We start from the raw sequence: 19,835 nt of genomic DNA on the forward strand, positions 1-19,835 counted from the left end.
CAAAAATGGTCGTAGCGATAATTGCTGACGCCAGCATCCACATGATGCCCGCGCGATCGGGATTCCACTGGAGCCGCCGAACCAATCGATGCTTCCTTGGATTGGGGTGTTTCACGGTGGTGTCATCGATCTCAGCTGTGACAGCCCGCGTGCGATCGCAGCATCTAGCTCAACCAGCCTTGTGGCAAGGTTTTCAAGCGCGTCGCCCGAATCCGCTGGTATCGCCATGCTGCTCCTCCACCAGCGCCCTCACAGCACACTCCGCCCCGCCCTTTCCGTCACCGACTTCTGCACAAAATACATCGCGACCAGCGTGATGATCGTCGTGGTGACGACGACGTAGCCGATCCGCTCGAAATGCAGCAGCGAACCATCCGGCTGTTGCGAGATGATCGCAGCCGCAAGCACCGAGCCGAGCCCGCCAGAGAGCTGCTGGAGCGAGGCGCTGACTGCGCTGAACGAGCCGCGCTGGCTCTGATCGGGGATCGCCGATATCAGCGCCTGCGACGGGATCATGCGCGAGAAGATGCCGACGAACAGCAGCACGTTGACGATGATCGCGGTCACCAGCGAGACGTGGCCGAGATGGGTGTAGATCAGCACCATGACGACGGTCATCGCGCAGCCGAACACGAAGGTCGGATATTTGCCGAAGGCGTCGCTGGCGCGGCCGACCAGCGGTCCTGTGACGATGCTGAACAGGCCGGAGACCAGATAGATCGTCGGCAGATGCACGATGTCGATGCCGATATTGTTGACGGTGAAGGCGCTGGAATACGGCATCAGCATGTAGCCGCCCGTCGCCAGCAATGTCGTGACCGCGAAGGCCAGCGTGTAGCGCGGCTCGCCGATGGTCGCGACCAGATGGTGGAACGGGTTTTTGTCCTGTTTCAGCTTCAGATGCGCGTCGACCGGCTCCATGGCGAAGGCGATGATGGCGATCGCCAGGATCGACAGGCCGATGATCGCGAAGAAGCAGACATGCCAGCTCCAGTGACTGGCGAGAAACAGTCCGGCCGGAACGCCCAGCACCTGGCTCGCGGCGAACGCCGTCTGCACGAATCCCGTCACGCGGCCGCGCAAATGCAGCGGAAACAGATCGGTCACGATGGCCAGCACGATCGAGCCGATCACGCCGCCAAACAATCCGGTCACGATCCGGCCGAGCAGCAGCACGTGGTAGGTCTGCGCCAGCGCGCAGAGCAGCGTTCCGAGCGTGAAGCCGACATAGAAGAACAGCAGCAGCCGCTTGCGATCGAAACGGTCGGCAAAGCCGGCGGCGAGGATGCCGGAGAGTCCGGCGCTGAACGCATAGGCCGACACCGCGACGCCGAATTGCCCAGCGGTGATGTCGAGCGAGGGCATCAGGATGGCGCCGAGCGGCGACATGATGATGAAATCGAGGATGATCGTGAACTGGGCGAACGCGAGCAATGCCACGAGGAGTGACTGGTAGCGCGAAAAGCCGCGCTGGCGTTGCTGTTGATCGTCGATCGGCGCGGCGAGCGTCTGGTCTGTCATGGCACCTGATGCGTGTAAGAAGCTGGGCTCAGATAGGGTGGGCGAGGGCGATTTCCACGGGCACCGGCCTCAAGTTCCGCTGGTATATCGCGCGCACGCCGGATTGTGGGATCCCGGCAACACAGCCTGGCGGCGGACCCTCTCGGCCGCCGTTCGGCCGGTCGAATTAAGCCGCCCTTAGCGAATGCTCCCTAGGCTCGCGGCCGTCCATTTTCCTGCTCCCCGGCCTCCCCAGCCCTTGGGCCGGCCGTGTCGCGGTCAGTCAGAGCGTTTTCGGATGGAGCAGCCCGTCAGGCAGCACGATCGGAGTGAGGCCGCGCCGACAGCGCCCGCGTCCGGGCGCACCCTCGTCATCGATCTCGAGGGCGCCCTGTTGCGCTCGGAGCTGCTGATGGAGGCGCTGTTCTCGAGTCCCGCGCGCATGCTGGCCCGCTTCGGCGCGGGGGGGCGCGCAGGCATGGCGGCGCTCACGGATATTCTGGCGCGCGCCGAGCTCGACTACGCCCAGCTTCCCTATGATGCCGACGTGCTGAACCAGGCGCTGGCGGCGCGGGCGCGCGGCGCCAAGATTTTCCTGGTCGCCGGCCGCTTCGCCAATCATGCCGCTTGCATCGCCGCCCATCTCGGTTTTGACGGCGTCATTACGGCGGCCGATCTTGCTGCGGGCGATCACCTTCCGTTCAACCGCGCCGCGATCGAGCGCATCGCGCATCGAGGCCGCGGCCGCGCGAGTCTGAATACCTGGGCGAAGGCGCTGCGGCTCTATCAATACGCCAAGAACACGCTGGTGTTCGTGCCTGTCATCACGGCGCATCAGCTGAACCTTGCCACGCTCGGCACCACGCTGCTGGCGTTCCTGGCGTTCTCGGCCTGTGCGTCGGGCGCCTATCTGTTGAACGATCTGCTCGACCTCGCCGCCGACCGCCAGCATCCGACCAAGCGCCATCGCGCGCTCGCGTCGGGCGACCTGCCGATCTCCTCGGCACTATCGGCGATCCCTGTGCTGTGGCTGTTCGCCCTCGCTGCCAGCCTCTGCATCTCCTTGACCTTCCTCGGCGTGCTCGCCGCCTATCTCGCCACCACCATCGCCTATTCGCTGGTGCTCAAGCGCAAGATGCTGGTCGACGTCGTCACGCTCGCCGGCCTCTATTCCTTGCGCATCGGCGCCGGCGCGGTCGCGGCCGGCGTCGTGCTGTCGGAGTGGCTGATGGTGTTCTCGCTGTTCGTGTTCACCTCGCTCGCGCTGATCAAGCGCTTCAGCGAGCTCAGCATGCGCCAGGGCGAAGGCCTCGCCGATCCCTCCAACCGCGACTACCGCATCAGCGATCTGCACATCATCGCCGCGATGGCGGCGGCGAGCGCCATGAATGCGGTGACGGTGTTCGCGCTCTACGTCTCGTCCTCCGCGGTGACGCCGCTCTACAGCCGTCCCTGGCTGCTGTGGCTGCTCGCGCCGCTGCTGCTGTACTGGTTCGGCCGCGCCCTGATGATCGCGCATCGCCGCGAGATGCCCGACGATCCCATCATCTACGCCTTCCGGGACGGCGCGAGCCGCACCACCGTGGCGGCGATGGTCTGCATCATGCTGGCGGCGATCTGATGAGCCTGGCGATATCGAGCCTGGGTACCGCGAGCCGGAAGGGCTTGCGGGCGCTCTCGCCTGCGATCGTGGATACGCTGGTGATTGCGGCGTTCGCGGCCGTGGTGTCCCTGCTGCGCACCGGCTTCGCCTTCGGCATCTGGAATAACCTGTTCCATCTTCCGATCGTCGCCGGGCTCGGCAACGAGCCGCAGTTTCACGATGACGCCTTCATCCAGTCCCTGCGCTATTTCGCCTCCGGCGTCTGGATCCTGCTGAACGACACCCAGAAGGACGTCGGGCAGACGGAAGTGCTGTTCTTCGTCCTGAATTATCTGTCGCGCCTGTTGTCCTTCGTCGGGTTCCTGTGCTGCGCCTCGCTGCTCGGCGTCGTCACGCGGCGCGACAAGATCGTCTTCAGCCTGATCCTGTGCGCGATCGCGTTCCTCGACGGTTACGGCCGGGCCGGCATGGGCGGACTGTTCGTGAACTATTTCACGCATTCCGAGATCGCCAACGGCACCGTCCTGCTCGCAATCTATTTCGCGGCGCGAGGATGGTTCACGTCGGCGGCCATTGCCTGCGGTGTCACCTTCTTCGTCAATGCCTTCGTTGCCGTCTGGCTGGCGCCGCTGCTGGTTCTCGTCGCGGTCACCTCGATGCTTCGAGGCGAGACGACGCTGCGGACCGTCTGCTGGCGGACCCTCGCCGGGCTCATGATCTCGCTCCCCATTGCCTATCCGGTCTTGCATGCCGTGCTCGGCAATCCAGAGTTCGGCAAGCCGCCCGGTTTCGACTATCCGGCCTATCTCCGTGAATATTATGCCGGCCATTCGCTGATCACGGCGGTGGATCTCGACAGCATCCTCGTGATGGTCGCGGTGATCGCCGCCGGCGCCGCCGCGTTGGCGTGGTTCGGCGCCGGGGCGCGCGCGTTGTGGGCGGCCTATCTCGGCGCGGTCCTGGTCTATGCGGTCGGTATCGTCATTCCATTTGTCTCCAGTGCGAATCTCATTCTCAATCTTCAGCTGCTGCGGTCTGGGACGCAGATCTATCTGTTGGCCGGACTTGCCATGGCGGCGCTCGCGACCAACTGGCTGAGCCGTGACCGTGCGATCGCCTTCCTCCCGGGGTGCCTGATGGTGCTTTGCCTTGGCATCAACGGCATCGCAATCGCGCTCGTCGTTCCACTGGTTGTGGGCGTGATCCTGGCCACGGGCGTGACGGACGACGCGCCCGCCTCGCATCGCCGGTTCGGCTATGCGGCGTTGGCGCTGGCGGGTCTGGTGCTATGGCCGCTTGCGGTCTGGCAGAACGTCGCCGTCAACCGCCTCTTCAACGAAGCGGTCGGTGAGTGGCAGGACGTCGGCAATTGGGCGCGCGCTGCGACACGGACCGATGCGATCTTCCTGCCGCTACCCCATGGCGCGGAAACCACGACGGCGCATCCCGGGGACCTCGCGCTCGCGCGGGTGACCATCTTCGAATTCGTGGCGCATCGCCGCATCTGGGTCGACCAGAAGCGCGGCGCCGCCGCGATGTGGACGCCGTCCTACTACCCGATCTGGCACGAGCGCATGACCGAGACGGAGGCGCTGGAGTCCCACGCCGCACGATTGGCCTATGCCGCGGGGCACGGCATCGATTACGTCGTCGATCGCTGCGAGACATTGTCCTCGCAGCGTGACGTGGTGTTCCGGACCGGACGGCTCTGCGTCTCGGCCGCCGAACGCGCGCCGGCCGGTTGAAATACGGCCCCGATGCTTGCGCCGACCGTGGCCAGCAGCTACATCGCGGCGCGCAAGGCTGCTGGCGGATGTTCGGTCCGGCCGGCCCTCGCCAGTTGCCGCTTCAGGCATTAATTTGATCTAGCGCCGATTCGATTGAGGGTTTGAAACGCCATGACCGTACGCCTGCATCGCGGCGACCTGCCTGACCTCACCCGCTACACCGGCGCGGTGGCGATCGACACCGAGACCATGGGGTTGAACCCGCATCGGGACCGGCTCTGCGTGGTCCAGCTCTCGCCAGGCGACGGCAGCGCCGACGTGGTGCAGATCCCCAAGGGCCACACCGACGCACCGAACCTGAAGGCCCTGCTCGCCAATCCCGCCATCACGAAGATCTTCCATTTCGCCCGGTTCGACGTCGCGGTGCTGTACCAGAGCCTCGGTGTGATGACCGGGCCGATCTACTGCACCAAGATCGCCTCCCGCCTGACCCGTACCTATACCGACCGCCATGGCCTCAAGGACCTCGTGCGCGAGGTGCTCAATATCGACCTCTCCAAGCAGCAGCAATCCAGCGACTGGGGTTCCGACAGCCTGAGCGAGCCGCAGCTTGCCTACGCTGCCTCGGACGTGCTGCACCTGCACGCCCTGCGTGAGCGGCTCGACGCCATGCTGGTCCGGGAGGGCCGCACCGCGCTGGCCAAGGCCTGTTTCGACTTCCTGCCGACCCGCGCCCTGCTCGACCTCCAGGGCTGGGCGGAAGAGGACATTTTCGCGCACTCCTGAGCCGTTTAGCGGCACCCAGGCTGAGGTTGCCGCCCCGTTTCGGACACTTTCGTAACGGCCTGTCCAAAGCTGGTATGCCCAAGGCTGCCTATTCCAAAGGCTGCATATTCCTGAGGTCGCGGGTACAATGGGGCGCCCTCGATTGGAGCCTTCTGACCAGGCAAGCGATGCCCCCGGAGCAGCGGTGAACTCGGCCCAGTTTCCAACCTACGACGCCGCGCTTGCGGCGAAGTTTGCCCGCGCGGCGCGCCACAGCCGCCTGGTGCGGATTCTGCGCATCGCGGTGCCGGTGACCGTGGTTCTGGCCATGGCCTCGATCGTCGCGGTGTCGACCTTCCTCAACCCCTTCACCATGATCCCCGTGAAGGTCGATTCCGGAAACATGGTGGTGACGGGCACCAGGATCACGATGGAATCGCCGCATTTGTCCGGCTTCACGCCGGACCAGCGGCCCTACGAGCTCTGGGCCAAGACCGCGACGCAGGACATCACCGACCCCGACCACGTCGATCTCAATGACCTCAAGGCAAAGGTGCTGATGGAAGACCAGTCGACCCTGTTTCTTGATGCCCGCACCGGCCGCTTCGACAACAAGCAGCAGCAGCTCGATCTGCACAAGGACATCTTCCTGCGCACCTCGACAGGCTACGAGGCGCGGTTGAACTCGGCTTTCGTCGACATGAACAAGGGCACGGTCTCCTCCGATGACCACGTCGACGTCAAGCTGACCAACGGCACGCTGACCGCGGATAGACTGCGCATCACGGAGGGCGGCGACGTCATCCGCTTCGAAGGCAATGTCGTGATGCATCTGGACAAGATCAGCACGGATGACGCTGCGCCCGCGCCGGTCGAGCAGCCCGCGCCAGCGCCCGTGAAGTCCAAGAACAAATCTGCGAACTCAAAGTGATTTTCATGGCTGATTTTTTTCCGCGCAACGACAGCAGGCGTCGCGCCATCGTCGCAGCGATCGCGCTTGGCGGTGCTGCGCTGATTGCGACCGGTGCAGCCCTCGCGCAAAGCACGATGCAAGGCGTGCCCAATGCGATGCAGGGCTTTTCGCAGAACCGCGATCAGCCGATCCAGATCGAGGCCGCCTCGCTCGAGATGCGCGACAAGAAGAAGGAAGCGACCTTCGCCGGCAATGTGAAGGTCGTGCAGGGCGACACCACCATGACCTCGAAGACGCTGGTGGTGTTCTACGAATCGAGCAGCGACAAGGCCGCCGCGCCGCAGGCTGCGCCGGCCCAATCCGCTTCTGCAAAAGGCCAGAAGGCGGCGCCGATGCAATCGGCGACACCGGGGCCGGGCGGCGCCTCCTCGATCAAGCGGCTGGAAGCGCGCGGCAGCGTCGTCGTCACCCAGAAGGACCAGGTGGTGACCGGCGAGACCGCGGTGTTCGACACCAAGACCAACCTCATCACCATGCTCGGCGGCGTCGTGCTGACGCAGTGCCAGAACGTGCTGCGCGGCGACCGCCTCATGGTCGACATGACCACCGGCGTCTCCCGGGTGGAATCCGACAGCGGCAAGGTGCAGGGCCTGTTCATCCAGTCCCAGGGCGGCGCGAACGGCAAATGCGGAACGCCGGTAGCCCCGGGCGCGGGCTCGCCCTTGCAGTTGCCCGGTTCAGGTAAACAAAAGTAAATTCAAGAGCTTGGCCCAGGTGCGGCCGATCCGAGGTTGAAGCTTGCCCGGCGAGGCTGTATCTAGCGCGCAGGGCTTTCTAAGCGGGGTCCGCCGCTTTTCGGGCGTGTTTCACTGGGCATGAGACATCCCTACACTCATGCTGCGTCGGCGAAGCAAGCGGCCGGCGCGGCAGACCGCGCGAGCACCGCGCAGGATCCGTAAAGAAGGCGGGGATGGTCGATCTATTCAGCATGTTCCGTCGGCGCCCCGCCAAGCGCGGCCGGCCAGGATTTGCCCGTCAGGACATTACCGCGCTCGGTGACAGCGTCGGCGGCCTGGTGGCGAGCCCGGTGCGGGACGCGCCGCCGATTGCCCGTGACCAGCCCATGCAGGCCTCGGACCCCTATGGCGTTGAGGCCCGGCCGCGGACGCGTCAGCCGGCCGCTCAACCGCCCAAAGCCAAATCCAGCGCCAGGCCCGCTGCAAAGTCCAACGGCACAAGCGGACCGCAACTCCTGAAGCGGCCGGGTTTCCTGGCTGTGCATAGCGTGGAAAAGAGTTTCGGCAGCCGCCAGGTCGTGCGCGGCGTCAGCATCTATGTGCGGCGCGGCGAAGCGGTCGGCCTGCTTGGTCCGAACGGCGCCGGCAAGACCACCGTGTTCTACATGATCACCGGGCTGATCAAGGCCGATCGCGGCGCGATCGAGCTCGACGGCCACGACGTCACCAAGCTGCCGATGTATCAGCGCGCGCGGCTTGGCATCGGCTATCTGCCGCAGGAAGCCTCGATCTTCCGCGGTCTCACCGTCGAGCAGAACATCCGCGCCGTGCTCGAAGTGGTCGAGCCCTCGCGCAAGAAGCGCGAGCATCAGCTCGATTCCCTGCTCGACGAGTTCAACATCACGCGCCTGCGGAAATCGCCGTCGATCGCGCTGTCCGGCGGTGAGCGCCGCCGCGTCGAGATCGCGCGCGCGCTCGCAACGCGTCCGAACTACATGCTGCTCGACGAGCCCTTCGCCGGCATCGATCCGATTGCGGTCGGCGACATTCAGGACCTGGTTCGCCATCTCACCAATCGCGGCATCGGCGTGCTCATCACCGACCACAATGTGCGCGAGACGCTCGGCCTCACCGATCGCGCCTATATCGTCTATGCCGGTGAAATCCTGACGGAGGGGAGCCCGGACGAGATCGTCGCCGATCCGGATGTTCGTCGCCTTTACCTTGGCGAGGAGTTCCGCCTCTAGCCCTTTTTTCCATTTCGTCAAGGCGTGTACATCGGGCCAGGACTAAGATAAGCAAGAATTGGACCAATTTTTGGGAACGGTTCTTGTTAAATGGCGCTTACGCAGAGATTAGAGTTCCGGCAATCGCAGTCGCTGGTCATGACGCCGCAGCTGATGCAGGCGATCAAGCTGCTGCAATTGTCCAATCTCGATCTCACCACCTTCGTGGAGGAGGAGCTCGAGCGTAATCCCCTGCTGGAGCGGGCCAATGACGAGGCCCCCGGCGGCGAAGCCCCGGCCGAGGCCGGCCAGTTCAGCGACAACGATGGCGATGATTCAGGCAGCCAGGGTGCTGATGACGGTTTTGGCGGCAGCGGCAACGCCTTCGAGCCGGGCCAGGAAGAATGGATGAGCAAGGATCTCGGCACCCGCGCCGAGATCGAGCAGACCCTGGATACGGGCCTGGACAACGTCTTCTCGGAGGAGCCCGCCGAGGCGGCGGCGCGCAACGCCCAGGACGTCGCGCCGACCACCTACACGGAATGGGGCGGCGGCGCCTCTGGCGACGAGGACTACAATCTCGAAGCCTTCGTTGCGGCGGAAACCACGCTCGGCGACCATCTTGCCGAGCAGCTCTCGGTTGCCTTCACCGGTGCGGCGCAGCGCATGATCGGGCAGTATTTGATCGACCTCGTCGACGAGGCCGGCTATCTGCCGGGCGATCTCGGGCAAGCCGCCGAACGGCTTGGCGCGTCGCAAGCCGACGTCGACGGTGTTCTTGCCGTGCTGCAAAAATTCGATCCGCCCGGCGTCTGCGCGCGCAACTTGAGCGAATGCTTGGCGATCCAGCTCCGCGAGCTCGACCGCTACGATCCCGCGATGCAGGCGCTGGTTGAGCATCTCGATCTCCTTGCCAAGCGCGACATCGCAGGTCTGCGCAAGGTTTGCGGCGTCGACGACGAGGACATCGCCGACATGATCGGCGAAATTCGCCGCCTCAATCCCAAGCCCGGCATGAAGTTCGGCTCGGCGCGGCTGCAGACCATGGTGCCGGACGTCTATGTCCGCCCGGGTCCGGACGGCGGCTGGCATGTCGAGCTCAACAGCGACACCTTGCCGCGCGTGCTGGTGAACCAGACCTACTATTCCGAGCTGTCGAAGAAAAAAGGCAAGGACGGCGACAAGTCGTATTTCACCGACGCGCTGCAGAACGCGACCTGGCTGGTGCGCGCGCTCGACCAGCGCGCCCGTACCATCCTGAAGGTTGCAACCGAGATCGTGCGGCAGCAGGACGGCTTCTTCACCCACGGTGTCGCGCATCTGCGGCCGCTGAATCTGAAGGCCGTCGCCGACGCCATCCAGATGCATGAATCCACGGTGTCGCGCGTCACCGCCAACAAATACATGGCGACAAATCGCGGCACATTCGAGTTGAAATATTTCTTCACGGCGTCGATCGCCTCGGCCGACGGCGGCGAGGCGCATTCGGCCGAAGCCGTGCGTCACCACATCAAGCAGCTGATCGATTCGGAGCTACCGGCCGCGATCCTGTCGGATGATACCATCGTGGAACGCTTGCGCGCCTCGGGCATTGATATTGCCCGCCGCACGGTCGCGAAGTACCGCGAAGCCATGCGCATTCCGTCCTCGGTGCAACGCCGTCGTGACAAGCAGAGCGCTCTTGGTAACGTCCTTTCCACCGCAATGTCCGATCGCTCCCGCAACACCGAACCGGCCTGATTGCGCTGGCGCGAAATCGCGCTACTCTCATCCTCCCTGTCGCGATCGATCCAAGCACGCGCATGATCCGGAAAAGTGTCCGGCGGTTTTCCGGCCAGATCATGCGCAGGGAACAACCCGAGCTGCGATGACGCAGTCATGGTAGCTCGGCGTCAAACCAAGCGAGGCATCACATGACTCTTCGGATTTCGGGCAAGAGCGTCAGCGTTGGCGAGGCCCTGCGCGGCCGCGTGACCGACCGGACCGATGAGGTCCTGCGTAAATATTTCGACGGCAATTATTCCGGCCACATCACCCTGAGCAAGGATGGCTTCGGCTTCCGGACCGATTGCGCGCTGCATCTCGATTCGGGAATTACGCTGGAGGCCGAATCGAACGCGCCGGACGCCTATGCTAGCGCCGACCAGGCTCTGATCATGATCGAGAAGCGGCTCAAGCGCTACAAGAGCCGGCTCAAGGACCGTTCGGCCCGCAAGACCCATGTCGCTTCCGCGGCGCTGGCTGCGCTCGACGCGACTGCTTACGTGCTCGAGGCGCCGGGCGAGGGGGAGGACGACGACGAGGTCACCGGCTACAGCCCCGTGATCATCGCCGAGGCCACGACGTCGCTAAAGCAGATGTCGGTCAGCGAAGCCGTCATGGAACTCGACCTCAGCGGGGCACCCTGCCTGGTATTCCAGCACGGTTCCTCGGGCCGGGTGAACATCATCTACCGCCGGGCCGACGGGAATGTCGGCTGGATCGACCCCCCGGGCGCCAAATCGGGCGGCTAGGAGTCCCCGTATCAACCACAGCCCTTAACAATGAGCAGGGCAAAGCCGCACGCGGGAGTTGGCACCGGGATTGCGTTGGAGTAGAAGCGCCCCAACATCAGGATCGGGGCTAAGTCCGCCTCCTGCTTCACCTTCTTGACGCCGGCCGGGCTCGATCTGATCGAGCCGGCCAATTCGGAACCTGACGGTTTAATTCACCTCGGAACACTTCCATGCCGATTACCGATCTGGTCGCGCCCGAGGCGATACTTCCGGCATTGAAGGTCAACAGCAAGAAGCAGGCGCTCCAGGAGCTCGCAGCCAGGGCCGCTGAGCTGACCGGCCAGAACGAGCGCTCCGTGTTCGAGGTGCTGCTCCAGCGCGAGAAGCTCGGCACCACCGCGGTCGGCTACGGCGTCGCCATTCCCCACGGCAAGCTGCCCAAGCTGGAAAAGATTTTCGGCCTGTTCGCCCGGCTCGATCGCCCGATCGATTTCGAAGCGATGGACGGCCAGCCGGTCGACCTCGTCTTCCTGCTGCTCGCCCCCGAAGGCGCCGGCGCCGATCATCTGAAGGCACTGGCCCGCATCGCCCGCCTGCTGCGCGACCAGGACATCGCCAAGAAGCTGCGCGCCTCGCGCGATGCGCAGGCGATCTATTCGGTGCTGGCGCTGCCGCCCGCGACCGCGGCGTAATCGCTCGTCATCGAGCGCGTAGCTGTCTCAACGCCGTCATTGCGAGCGCAGCGAAGCAATCCAGAGTCCCTCCGCGGAAAGATTCTGGATTGCTTCGCTGCGCTCGCAATGACGACGCGGAAACATCGCCGACGCGTCTCGTGCGCTTCAGCAGACCGTCGGCAGCAGGTGCCGGACTTCGTCGAGCAGTTCGGGCATCGCCGTCTTGTCACCCGCGAGGTGCTTGAGCAGAGCACTCTGGAATAGACCGTCGAACAGTGCATAGAGCGCGGCCGGCGACGACGCCGGCCGCTTGCCGCCGAGCTCGGCATAGCGGGAGGCGATGCGCCAGATCATCGCTTCCAGGCTCTTGTCGATCTCGAGCACGTCCTTGCGAAACGCCGCCTCGAACATCGCCTGCGAGCGCAAGTCGTACCAGAGACGGTGCATACGGGCTTCGTTCTGCAGCGTTGCGGCGAGCTTGGCGAGGAAACCCTCCGTCAGCTCGTCGCGGCTCGTTGCTGTCGTGACGACATCATCATATCGCGTCACGCACTTCGCCTTGTAGTGGCGGACGCAGCAGCAGATCAGGTCGAGCTTGTCGCTGAAATAATAGTGGAACACGCCGTGCGTGAACGCCGAGTTCTGCGCGATTTCGCGCAGGCTGGTGCGTGCGAAGCCGAGCTCTCCAAGCGTTTCGAGCGCGGCCTCGGCAAGCTCGATGCGCCGTGCATTGAACTTCTCGTCGCGCAGCACCTCGGCCGCATCAGCCACACGCCGGGCCGCTCCCGTCACCTGCCGCGCCATCTTGTCCTTATCCTCAGTCCCGTTCTTTTAAGGACTTATACCGCGCCGACCGCGGAATGCTCCATCCCCTCACAACCACTTCCTTTGACAACTGTCAAATTCGTTCTTGACAAGTGTCAAGCTTCTGGCGGAGGTTCGCATCAAGAATTTGGACGGTCGTCAAGACATCCGACCATGGAGGAACGCTTCGCTGGGTGCCGCCGAAAGGCTTGGCGCCCATCGACCTGGTGCGCGCCGATTGGCGCAGCACGCATCGATCAATCACCAGCAACGGAGGAGTGCGTCATGAGTGGGAAGAGCCTTGCAGGCAGGAAAGCCCTGGTCACCGGAGGTGCCCGCGGAATCGGCGCGGCCATCGCACAGGCGTTGGCGCGAGCCGGCGCCTCGATCATGATCGCCGATATCCTGGAAGAGACCGGCCGTGCCAGCGCGGCTGCAGTCGCGAAGGAAGACGTGACGACGGGATTCGTCCAGCTCGACGTCACCGATGACGCCCAATGGGAGCGGGCGATCGCCAAGACGGTCGCAACCCTCGGTGGCTACGACATCCTGATCAACAATGCCGGCATCGAGATCACGTCGCTCGTCAGCGAGGTCAAGGCCGAGGACGCGCGGCGGATGTGCGACGTCAATATCGTCGGCACCGTGCTCGGCATGAAGCACGCCTTCCGTGCCATGCGCCCGGGCGGGCCGGCCGGCAAGGGCGGCGCCGTCGTCAACATCGCCTCGGTCGCGGCAACGATCGCCTTCCCGAGCATCGCGGTCTACTCCGGCACCAAGTCCGCGGTCGACCGCATGACGCGGGTCGCGGCGATGGAAGCCGGCAAGCTCGGTTATGGGGTCCGCGTCAACTGCATCTATCCGGGCCTGATCCCGACCGACATGGGAGTGCAGCTCGCCAACGACATCGTCAAGGTAGGACTCGCGGCTGACGTCAACGCCGCAGTCGGCTCGGTGGTCGAGCAAACCCCACTCGGCCGGCTCGCAGAGGTCTCGGACATTGGCGATGCCGCGGTGTTCCTGTGCTCGAATGAGGCGCGCTTCATCACCGGCATCGGACTGCCGGTCGATGGCGGCATGGGCATGTGACAACAAGGCCGACAACAAGCAATTTGGAGGATCGCAATGAGCGAGAAGAAGCCCGTCATCGTCTATGGCGCTTCCGGCTACACCGGCCGGCTGGTCTGCGAATACTTACGCGAGTACAACATCCCCTTCATCGCCGCCGGCCGCAGCGCTGAGAAGCTCAACGCCGCGATGAAGTCGAATGTGGCCGGCATCGAGACCGCCGACTACGAGGTGGTCAAGGTGCCGCACACCGTGGCCGCGCTGACTGAATTGTTCAAGGGCGCCTCGGTGGTGCTCAACACCGTGGGCCCCTTCGCCAAGTTCGGTGGCGAAGTGGTGCAGGCTTGCCTGGCTTCCAAGTGTCATTACAGCGACACCACCGGCGAGCAGGACTGGCTGATCACGCTCGAGCAGGAGTGGGGCGCGAAGTTCGCCAATGCCGGGCTGCTGTTGGCGCCAGGCATCGCGCAGATGTACACCACCGGCGAGATCGCCGCGCAGCTGTGCCTGGAGACGCCCGGCCTCGACACGCTTGATATCGCCGTGTTCTGGGGTGGCAGCCCGACCATCGCATCGACGCAGACCATCCTGGTCAACGCCGCGATGGCCAAGGCCTACTACCTGGAGCAAAACAAGTACGTCGAGCATCAGCCCGATGCCGGCCTCTACAACCTCGCCATCCCCGGCCAGCACGAGCTGGCGCTGGCGCTGCCCTGGGGCGGCACCTCGCACCCGGTGTGGTTCAAGCGCGATCCGCGCGTGGCCAACGTGAAGGTGCTGGGCGGCGTGTTCAACCGCGGGCTGATGCTGGCCGTGCCGCAGATCGTCGCCGCCGCGCTGGACGCGACCAAGGACATGAAGCCCGACGACCGCTACGCCGCGTTGGCGCAGACCGCCGCCGGTGTGATGAACACTATGCCGCCGCGCGAGAACCCGCGCGTCAACAAGTCGCTGGATTCGGTGCATGCCTCCGGCCCGTTGGGGCGCGCGCACTGCGTCATCAATGGCAACAGCAACTACAAGCAGACCGGCATGTTGCAGGCCTATGCCGCGGCGCACCTGCTGCAGCAGCCTCCGAAGCGCGTGGGGTTCGCCTCCGGCTGCCAGGCGTTCGGCCATCACGAGCTGCTCGGGCAATTGCGCAGCTTCGGGCTCGTCAGCAAGCCTGTTCTGACCGTGCACGATTAAGTCAATCGCGGGTGGCGCGGACCTCCGCGTCACCCGCTGCCGCTTCGGGTGTTGATCATGCGCTTCATCGATTACCTGGACAAAGGTGCCTCGCTCGGCGCTGGTGCGCCGTGCCTGACCATGGACGGGCGCGACCTCAGCTATCGCGAGGTGCAGGGGCTGAGCTACCGCGTCGCGCGCGGGCTCGCGCGATCGGGTATTGCTGCCGGCGAGAAGGTCGCAATCCTCTCCGGCAACGATCCGGTCGCGTTTGCTTGCGTGTTCGGCATTTCCCGTGGCGGTGCGGTCTGGTGCCCGATCAATCCGCGCAACGAGGCGGTCGAAAATCGGCTCATCCTCGACCAATTCGACTGCAGCCTGCTGCTGTTTCATTCGAGCTTCGCGCCGATGGTCGAGGCGGTGCGCACAGAGCTGCCAAAGCTGCGCGCCCTCGTCTGCCTCGATGCCGAGTTATCCTTCGCCCCCTCGTTCGACAGCTGGCTCGCCGGCCTCGCCGACGATCCCTATCAACGTGAGACGATCGACGATCTCGCAATGATCCCCGGCACGGGGGGCACCACCGGCAAGCCGAAGGGGGTCATGCTGTCGGGCCGAAATATCGAGGCTATGACGGCACTGACGCTGATGGGCTATCCTTTCAAGGGGCGTCCGATCTATCTCGCGCTCGCGCCGCTGACCCACGCGGCCGGCGTGCTGTGTTTCCCGATCATGGCGCTCGGCGGCCGCATCGTGATCATGCATCACCCCGACATCGCCGAATTTCTCGATTTGATCGAGCGTTATCGCGTCTCGCATACCTTCCTGCCGCCGACCGTGATCTACATGCTGCTCGATCATCCAAAGCTCGATTCCGCGAAGCTCGGGTCGCTGCAATGCTTCTGGTACGGTGCGGCGCCGATCTCGGCCGCGCGGCTTGCGGAGGCGCTCCAGCGTATCGGGCCGATGGCGCAGTTGTTCGGTCAGACCGAAGCGCCGATGATGATCTCGATGATGGCACCTAGCGAGCATTACAATGCCGACGGCACCATCGCGATGGAGCGTCTCGCCTCGGCCGGCCGGATCAGCCCGCTGGTGCAGGCCGGCATCATGGATGGCGACGGCAATTTGCTGCCGACCGGCGCGCGCGGCGAGATCGTGGTCCGCGGTTCGCTGGTGATGGAGGGCTATTACAAAAATCCAGAGGCGACAGTGGAGGCCTCCGCGCATGGCTGGCACCACACCGGCGACATCGGCTACATCGACGACGACGGCTACCTCTATATCGTCGATCGCGCCAAGGACATGATCATCACCGGCGGGTTCAACGTCTACTCGATCGAGGTCGAGAACGCGCTGCGGGCGCATGAGGCGGTGCAGGATTGCGCCGTGATTGGCCTTCCGGACGAAAAATGGGGTGAGCGGATCGTCGCCGTGGTGCAGCCCCGCGCCGGCCAGAGCGTCGATGCGGTTGGGCTGGCGGCGTTCGTCAAGCAGCGGATCGGCAGCGTCAAGACACCAAAGCAGATCGAAGTCTGGGACGACCTGCCGCGCTCCAAGGTCGGCAAGGTGCTGAAGCCGGACATCCGCGCGCGGCTGTCGGATCGTTACAAGCAAACGCCATCACCGTGAGGGCCTAGCTGGTGCCCAAGAGAAAGAAGACGGGCACGCCTTCGTACGAAGGCACGCCCGCTGAAACTCTATCGTGTGACGCGCGCGTGCTCAGTGCACGCTCACCGCCTGCAGCTCGTTGCTCCAGGCGGCCTTCGCCCCACGCAAGTGCCAGCAAAAGCAGGCGAGCCAACTGATGCACGGATATAAAAAGTGCGGTGTCCAGGAAAGGACTGGGTCGCCACCAGCCAGAAAACCTGCATTTTCTAGGATTTTTAAGCCGTCCGGTAGGGTCTGTGTACCGACGTCGTGTACCATTTTCAAGCCGGACCACGTCGGAAGAGACGGGCGCCTCACCAGCTTTTTAAGGGCGTCGCGCGTGCCATGAGCCTGCGGCCGACGATCAATTTCAGTGAGCGGTTCCCGATGGCCTCGGCGGAGCGCCGGAGTTGCAGGCAGCCTCGCCGGAAATTCGCGTGTCTACGAGCAGATTGATGCTGTTGCGGCCGAGGAAGATCGTTTCGTTCCGGACTGGGATGAGGCGGATTTTTGAAGCCGTGATCGGAGAAACCCCAACTTCTCGCGCCCCTCTGATTTCGCTGACGCCGCCGTTCTCCCGAAGCATGTAAGCCGAAGCATTCGTAATGATCAGGACCGCGCTGTACTCTGGCATGTCCACCATATCGTCGATTCGCTCCCGGATAGGATCGAACGGAAGTGCGATCGGTGCAGGTCCGCCGGGTCCCAATTCGGCAAGACCCGACTTTGGGTCCTTCGCGATGATCTTGCCGATGCTTCGAGCTTCGATGCGAGTCGTCCCCAGACGTACCAGGCGCTCCTCCACGACAAACGACTGGCCCTGAGCAATGGGCGCGTTCGGTATCCGGCTCAAGCGGACGGTCCGATGATCAAATTGCGTCCGCACGGAGATGCTGCCATCAGCCCCTACGGTGATGCCTCGAACAAAGTCGTACCGCTTGAGCGAGGTCGGAACAATGGCCTGACCGTCGTCATAGCGGACGACCACTGCAGGAGAGCCGGTCGCCATTGCAGGTCCCTGTATGCTCGCATTGATCAAGAGCGCGTCGAATGCTGGCAAGTCAAATACGGTGAAGGGAATGCCTGTGGAGATGAGGCTGAAGACCGGCAGTGGCTTGAGCGCACCCGCCCGGTCCAACAGATAGAGACCGCTTGCGTCGGAGATGACGAAGCCGTTGAAACGCGGAATAAACTCCACCGAATAGGGATGCCGCAGAGCAGCCTTGCTAACACCGTAGAGTCTTGTGAATTGTGTTCCGCCGGGATCGAGCGCGAAGATCCCACTGTGGGCGTTGACGCCAACGAACCGGCCGGTCTCCGGATCGTGCGCGAGTTTGTCCCAAAATATATTCTGAGGAAAGTCTCCCCCAAACGGGACGAAGGCTCGGTTCTCGTCGATGGTCCAGACGCCTCCCCGGTCGATCGCGTAGATGATGGGACGCGGCACGCCGGGCAGCATGATCATCTTGTCCATCATCCGCCAAGCTTGATTGTGGTCCTTCTCGGTCGGCGCGCCATCTCGGACCGTGATGATACAGAACGGTGAAGAAGGCGCCTGTTCCGCTTGACCGACTCCCGGGGACAGCAGGAGGGTCAAGACCATGCTGATTGCGCAGCGCATTCCGCGATCCTTTCTGACCCTCCCCAGCTCTGTAGTGGTTGTGAAGGCTAGAACCAACCCGCACACAAGATCGGGGTAAAGCTTGAGTTTACGCCTAGTGCGACAGGCACGGCTCGGATCCTACGCAGTGGCTGGCCACGGAAGTATCACTTGATCTCTCCCAACATTCGTCCGATCGCGGTCGCCGCATAGGGCTTTCCACTTTCGCTCTTGTAGGCTGCCATCGCCAGTTCATAGGCGATGGCTCTGAGCGACCGGCGACCGCCCTTAGGCTTCTTTCGGCGGAGCCGCTTGGCCATGGCGATCATCTTGCCGTCGTGTTTCTCGTTGTCGATCTCGCGATAACTCTTGCGGCCTTCGACCTTCAAGCCTGTGGCGCGTTTCCGATCCCGCGCGGCTTTCAGCTTGCCGACGAGCCGCGCCTTCTCAAGCTGGGCGAATACGCCGGCGATCTGGCGCATGGCGATCTTGAACGGGTCGTTCGTCTCAGTGAGGTCATCGCCGGAACTGGTAAGCACCCGAACGCCGCGCTCGATCAGCGCGATGATGCCGGCCTCCTGAACGATCAGTTGGCGCGCAAACCTCGATGCATCCTCGACCACCACGGTCCGCACGCCGTTGGACTCGATCCGGTCCAGCAAGGCCGAAAATCCCGGCCGGCTCTCGATCGGGTCCGCACCGCTGACGTCCTGGTCGTAGAACTCCTCCGTGATCTCCAGGTCGGCCCGCTTCGCCAATGCTTCGATCGCGGCCCGCTGGCGCTTGTCGCTGTCCTTGTCGGCCCCGACATTGGCCGCACTCGACGTCCTCAGGTACGCAATCGCTTTCGTCAATTTCGATGATTTTACCATTATACATGAGCGACGTTTGTTACGTTATCTTGAGCGTGATCGGCTGCCTCCGCTGGAGCTGGCCAACTCTCCTTGCTCGAAACGCAAAGCGGGCATGCCTTCGTATGAAGGCATGCCCGCCAAATTTCTATTCGTGCGACGCGAGCGTGCTTAGTGCACGCTCACCGCTTGCAGCTCGTTGCTCCAGGCATTGGCGACTGCGGCTTCGCGGCTGTCGGTCAGCATGATCGGCGTGCCGTCGGCGGCGTGGAGCGCGAACAGCTTGAGGCCGGGCGCAATCTTCGGGGCCTCGGGAAACAGGCCGGGCACGTCCTCGGAGCGGATCTGCTTCACATAGGCGATGTGGCCTTCGCCGAGGCTTGCCAGCGTCTCCGGAGAGACCGTCTTGGCTTCATATTCGAACGCAACATGACCTTCACTCATGGTCTCGACTCCTTCACAGAAACTAAGCGGTCGAGTCCGCTACTCGTTCCATTATTCGTGCTCATTGATAGCGATTGTCTTAACGATCCTCTCCGGTTCTGGCCGGGCAAGATCAATCGACAACAACCCGTTCTTCAGATCCGCACCCAGCACTAGCATCCCCTCCGCCAGCACGAAGGTGCGCTGGAAGTGGCGCGCGGCGATGCCGCGATGGATGTATTGCCGGGTCTTGTCGTCCTGCTGTCGTCCGCGGATCACGAGCTGGTTTTCCTCAATGGTTACATCGAGTTGGTCGCGGGTAAATCCGGCGACCGCCAGCGTGATGCGCAACCGCTCGGGCTGGCCGTCCGACCGGTCGCACCTCTCGATATTGTAGGGAGGATAACCGTCGGCGCCTTTGACGACGCGATCGAGCACGCGCTCAATCTCGTCGAAGCCCAGAAGGAACGGACTGGATAACGTGGGAACACGAGACATAGTTTACAAAGTCCTCTCGAAGCGACTTTGGCATTTCAGGGCCCGGAAGCGGCGCCCCTTGCTCAGCAATATGGGCATATCCCCATGTGGGTTCAAGGACGTAGCAGGGGCTGTGGATTCACTGCTTCCGCCGTCGC

Annotated in this window: 18 protein-coding genes; 12 read left to right on the plus strand and 6 right to left on the minus strand. The window is 63.7% G+C overall.

The features are described 5' to 3' along the window. Positions 1–249: 249 nt before the first annotated feature. Positions 250–1,521: an MFS transporter gene (locus ABID59_RS24295; protein ID WP_354085062.1), complete on the minus strand. Its 1,272-nt coding sequence runs from the start codon at positions 1,519–1,521 to the stop codon at positions 250–252. Positions 1,522–1,798: 277 nt separating this feature from the next. Between ABID59_RS24295 and ABID59_RS24300 the strand changes: the two genes are divergently transcribed. From ABID59_RS24300 to ptsN, 9 genes are all read left to right on the plus strand, one after another. Beyond that, a complete protein-coding gene (locus ABID59_RS24300) occupies positions 1,799–3,121 on the plus strand; it encodes a UbiA family prenyltransferase (protein ID WP_354085063.1) in 1,323 nt (440 codons plus the stop codon). Then, on the plus strand, positions 3,121–4,848 hold the full coding sequence (locus tag ABID59_RS24305; protein ID WP_354085064.1) for a hypothetical protein: 1,728 nt from the start codon (positions 3,121–3,123) through the stop codon (positions 4,846–4,848). Before ABID59_RS24300 ends, ABID59_RS24305 begins: the two co-directional genes overlap by 1 nt. A 153-nt stretch (positions 4,849–5,001) precedes the next feature. Continuing rightward, positions 5,002–5,616 (plus strand): ribonuclease D, encoded by a 615-nt coding sequence (locus ABID59_RS24310; protein WP_148749038.1) that lies wholly within the window; start codon positions 5,002–5,004, stop codon positions 5,614–5,616. A gap of 184 nt (positions 5,617–5,800) precedes the next feature. Further along, on the plus strand, positions 5,801–6,526 hold the full coding sequence (lptC, locus tag ABID59_RS24315; protein WP_354085065.1) for an LPS export ABC transporter periplasmic protein LptC: 726 nt from the start codon (positions 5,801–5,803) through the stop codon (positions 6,524–6,526). A gap of 5 nt (positions 6,527–6,531) precedes the next feature. Then, positions 6,532–7,263: an LptA/OstA family protein gene (locus ABID59_RS24320; protein WP_354085066.1), complete on the plus strand. Its 732-nt coding sequence runs from the start codon at positions 6,532–6,534 to the stop codon at positions 7,261–7,263. A gap of 215 nt (positions 7,264–7,478) precedes the next feature. After that, complete coding sequence (gene lptB / locus ABID59_RS24325) at positions 7,479–8,492, plus strand: LPS export ABC transporter ATP-binding protein (RefSeq protein ID WP_354085067.1); 1,014 nt, start codon at positions 7,479–7,481, stop codon at positions 8,490–8,492. Between the two features lie 90 nt (positions 8,493–8,582). Continuing rightward, on the plus strand, positions 8,583–10,211 hold the full coding sequence (gene rpoN / locus ABID59_RS24330; RefSeq protein ID WP_148749034.1) for an RNA polymerase factor sigma-54: 1,629 nt from the start codon (positions 8,583–8,585) through the stop codon (positions 10,209–10,211). A 173-nt stretch (positions 10,212–10,384) separates the two neighbouring features. Next, positions 10,385–10,984 (plus strand): ribosome hibernation-promoting factor, HPF/YfiA family, encoded by a 600-nt coding sequence (gene hpf, locus ABID59_RS24335; RefSeq protein ID WP_354031283.1) that lies wholly within the window; start codon positions 10,385–10,387, stop codon positions 10,982–10,984. Between the two features lie 212 nt (positions 10,985–11,196). Continuing rightward, entirely contained in the window at positions 11,197–11,658 is a 462-nt protein-coding gene (ptsN, locus tag ABID59_RS24340; RefSeq protein WP_014438750.1) for a PTS IIA-like nitrogen regulatory protein PtsN, read from the plus strand. Positions 11,659–11,805: 147 nt separating this feature from the next. On the opposite strand, the gene ABID59_RS24345 is transcribed toward ptsN, so the two are convergent. Next, positions 11,806–12,444: a TetR/AcrR family transcriptional regulator gene (locus ABID59_RS24345; protein WP_354085068.1), complete on the minus strand. Its 639-nt coding sequence runs from the start codon at positions 12,442–12,444 to the stop codon at positions 11,806–11,808. Positions 12,445–12,729: 285 nt separating this feature from the next. On the opposite strand from ABID59_RS24345, the gene ABID59_RS24350 reads away from it, so the two are divergent. From ABID59_RS24350 to ABID59_RS24360, 3 genes are read left to right on the plus strand one after another with little or no spacing between them, the layout of a single operon-like run. Then, complete coding sequence (locus tag ABID59_RS24350; protein WP_354085069.1) at positions 12,730–13,533, plus strand: SDR family NAD(P)-dependent oxidoreductase; 804 nt, start codon at positions 12,730–12,732, stop codon at positions 13,531–13,533. Positions 13,534–13,569: 36 nt separating this feature from the next. Next, positions 13,570–14,700, plus strand: coding sequence for a DUF5938 domain-containing protein (locus ABID59_RS24355; protein WP_354085070.1), 1,131 nt, complete (start codon positions 13,570–13,572; stop codon positions 14,698–14,700). Between the two features lie 57 nt (positions 14,701–14,757). After that, on the plus strand, positions 14,758–16,308 hold the full coding sequence (locus ABID59_RS24360) for an AMP-binding protein (RefSeq protein WP_354085071.1): 1,551 nt from the start codon (positions 14,758–14,760) through the stop codon (positions 16,306–16,308). A gap of 388 nt (positions 16,309–16,696) precedes the next feature. Here the strand turns inward: ABID59_RS24360 and ABID59_RS24365 are convergent, their stop codons facing one another. The 4 genes from ABID59_RS24365 to ABID59_RS24380 form a co-directional block, all read right to left on the minus strand. Continuing rightward, positions 16,697–17,947: a hypothetical protein gene (locus tag ABID59_RS24365; RefSeq protein ID WP_354085072.1), complete on the minus strand. Its 1,251-nt coding sequence runs from the start codon at positions 17,945–17,947 to the stop codon at positions 16,697–16,699. A 146-nt stretch (positions 17,948–18,093) separates the two neighbouring features. Continuing rightward, positions 18,094–18,780 carry a recombinase family protein gene (locus tag ABID59_RS24370; protein ID WP_354085073.1) on the minus strand — a complete coding sequence of 229 codons (687 nt, stop codon included), beginning with the start codon at positions 18,778–18,780 and terminating at the stop codon, positions 18,094–18,096. A gap of 168 nt (positions 18,781–18,948) precedes the next feature. Next, a complete protein-coding gene (locus ABID59_RS24375; protein WP_148749062.1) occupies positions 18,949–19,221 on the minus strand; it encodes a BQ00720 family protein in 273 nt (90 codons plus the stop codon). 51 nt (positions 19,222–19,272) lie between these two features. After that, a complete protein-coding gene (locus tag ABID59_RS24380; RefSeq protein ID WP_011083554.1) occupies positions 19,273–19,698 on the minus strand; it encodes an Hsp20 family protein in 426 nt (141 codons plus the stop codon). Positions 19,699–19,835: the final 137 nt, after the last annotated feature.

This window comes from Bradyrhizobium sp. S3.3.6, from assembly GCF_040546905.1.
Taxonomy (GTDB): domain Bacteria; phylum Pseudomonadota; class Alphaproteobacteria; order Rhizobiales; family Xanthobacteraceae; genus Bradyrhizobium; species Bradyrhizobium cytisi.

Excerpts from the sequence above, each read along its gene's own strand:
- ABID59_RS24355 (WP_354085070.1), top strand. The coding sequence starts at position 13,570 with ATGAGCGAGAAGAAGCCCGTCATCGTCTATGGCGCTTCCGGCTACACC.
- ABID59_RS24320 (WP_354085066.1), top strand. The coding sequence starts at position 6,532 with ATGGCTGATTTTTTTCCGCGCAACGACAGCAGGCGTCGCGCCATCGTC.
- ABID59_RS24300 (WP_354085063.1), top strand. The coding sequence starts at position 1,799 with ATGGAGCAGCCCGTCAGGCAGCACGATCGGAGTGAGGCCGCGCCGACA.
- rpoN (WP_148749034.1), top strand. The coding sequence starts at position 8,583 with ATGGCGCTTACGCAGAGATTAGAGTTCCGGCAATCGCAGTCGCTGGTC.
- ABID59_RS24360 (WP_354085071.1), top strand. The coding sequence starts at position 14,758 with ATGCGCTTCATCGATTACCTGGACAAAGGTGCCTCGCTCGGCGCTGGT.
- ABID59_RS24310 (WP_148749038.1), top strand. The coding sequence starts at position 5,002 with ATGACCGTACGCCTGCATCGCGGCGACCTGCCTGACCTCACCCGCTAC.
- lptB (WP_354085067.1), top strand. The coding sequence starts at position 7,479 with ATGGTCGATCTATTCAGCATGTTCCGTCGGCGCCCCGCCAAGCGCGGC.
- ABID59_RS24375 (WP_148749062.1), bottom strand. The coding sequence starts at position 19,221 with ATGAGTGAAGGTCATGTTGCGTTCGAATATGAAGCCAAGACGGTCTCT.
- ABID59_RS24350 (WP_354085069.1), top strand. The coding sequence starts at position 12,730 with ATGAGTGGGAAGAGCCTTGCAGGCAGGAAAGCCCTGGTCACCGGAGGT.
- ABID59_RS24380 (WP_011083554.1), bottom strand. The coding sequence starts at position 19,698 with ATGTCTCGTGTTCCCACGTTATCCAGTCCGTTCCTTCTGGGCTTCGAC.
- ABID59_RS24295 (WP_354085062.1), bottom strand. The coding sequence starts at position 1,521 with ATGACAGACCAGACGCTCGCCGCGCCGATCGACGATCAACAGCAACGC.
- ABID59_RS24365 (WP_354085072.1), bottom strand. The coding sequence starts at position 17,947 with ATGCGCTGCGCAATCAGCATGGTCTTGACCCTCCTGCTGTCCCCGGGA.
- ABID59_RS24305 (WP_354085064.1), top strand. The coding sequence starts at position 3,121 with ATGAGCCTGGCGATATCGAGCCTGGGTACCGCGAGCCGGAAGGGCTTG.
- ptsN (WP_014438750.1), top strand. The coding sequence starts at position 11,197 with ATGCCGATTACCGATCTGGTCGCGCCCGAGGCGATACTTCCGGCATTG.
- hpf (WP_354031283.1), top strand. The coding sequence starts at position 10,385 with ATGACTCTTCGGATTTCGGGCAAGAGCGTCAGCGTTGGCGAGGCCCTG.
- ABID59_RS24345 (WP_354085068.1), bottom strand. The coding sequence starts at position 12,444 with ATGGCGCGGCAGGTGACGGGAGCGGCCCGGCGTGTGGCTGATGCGGCC.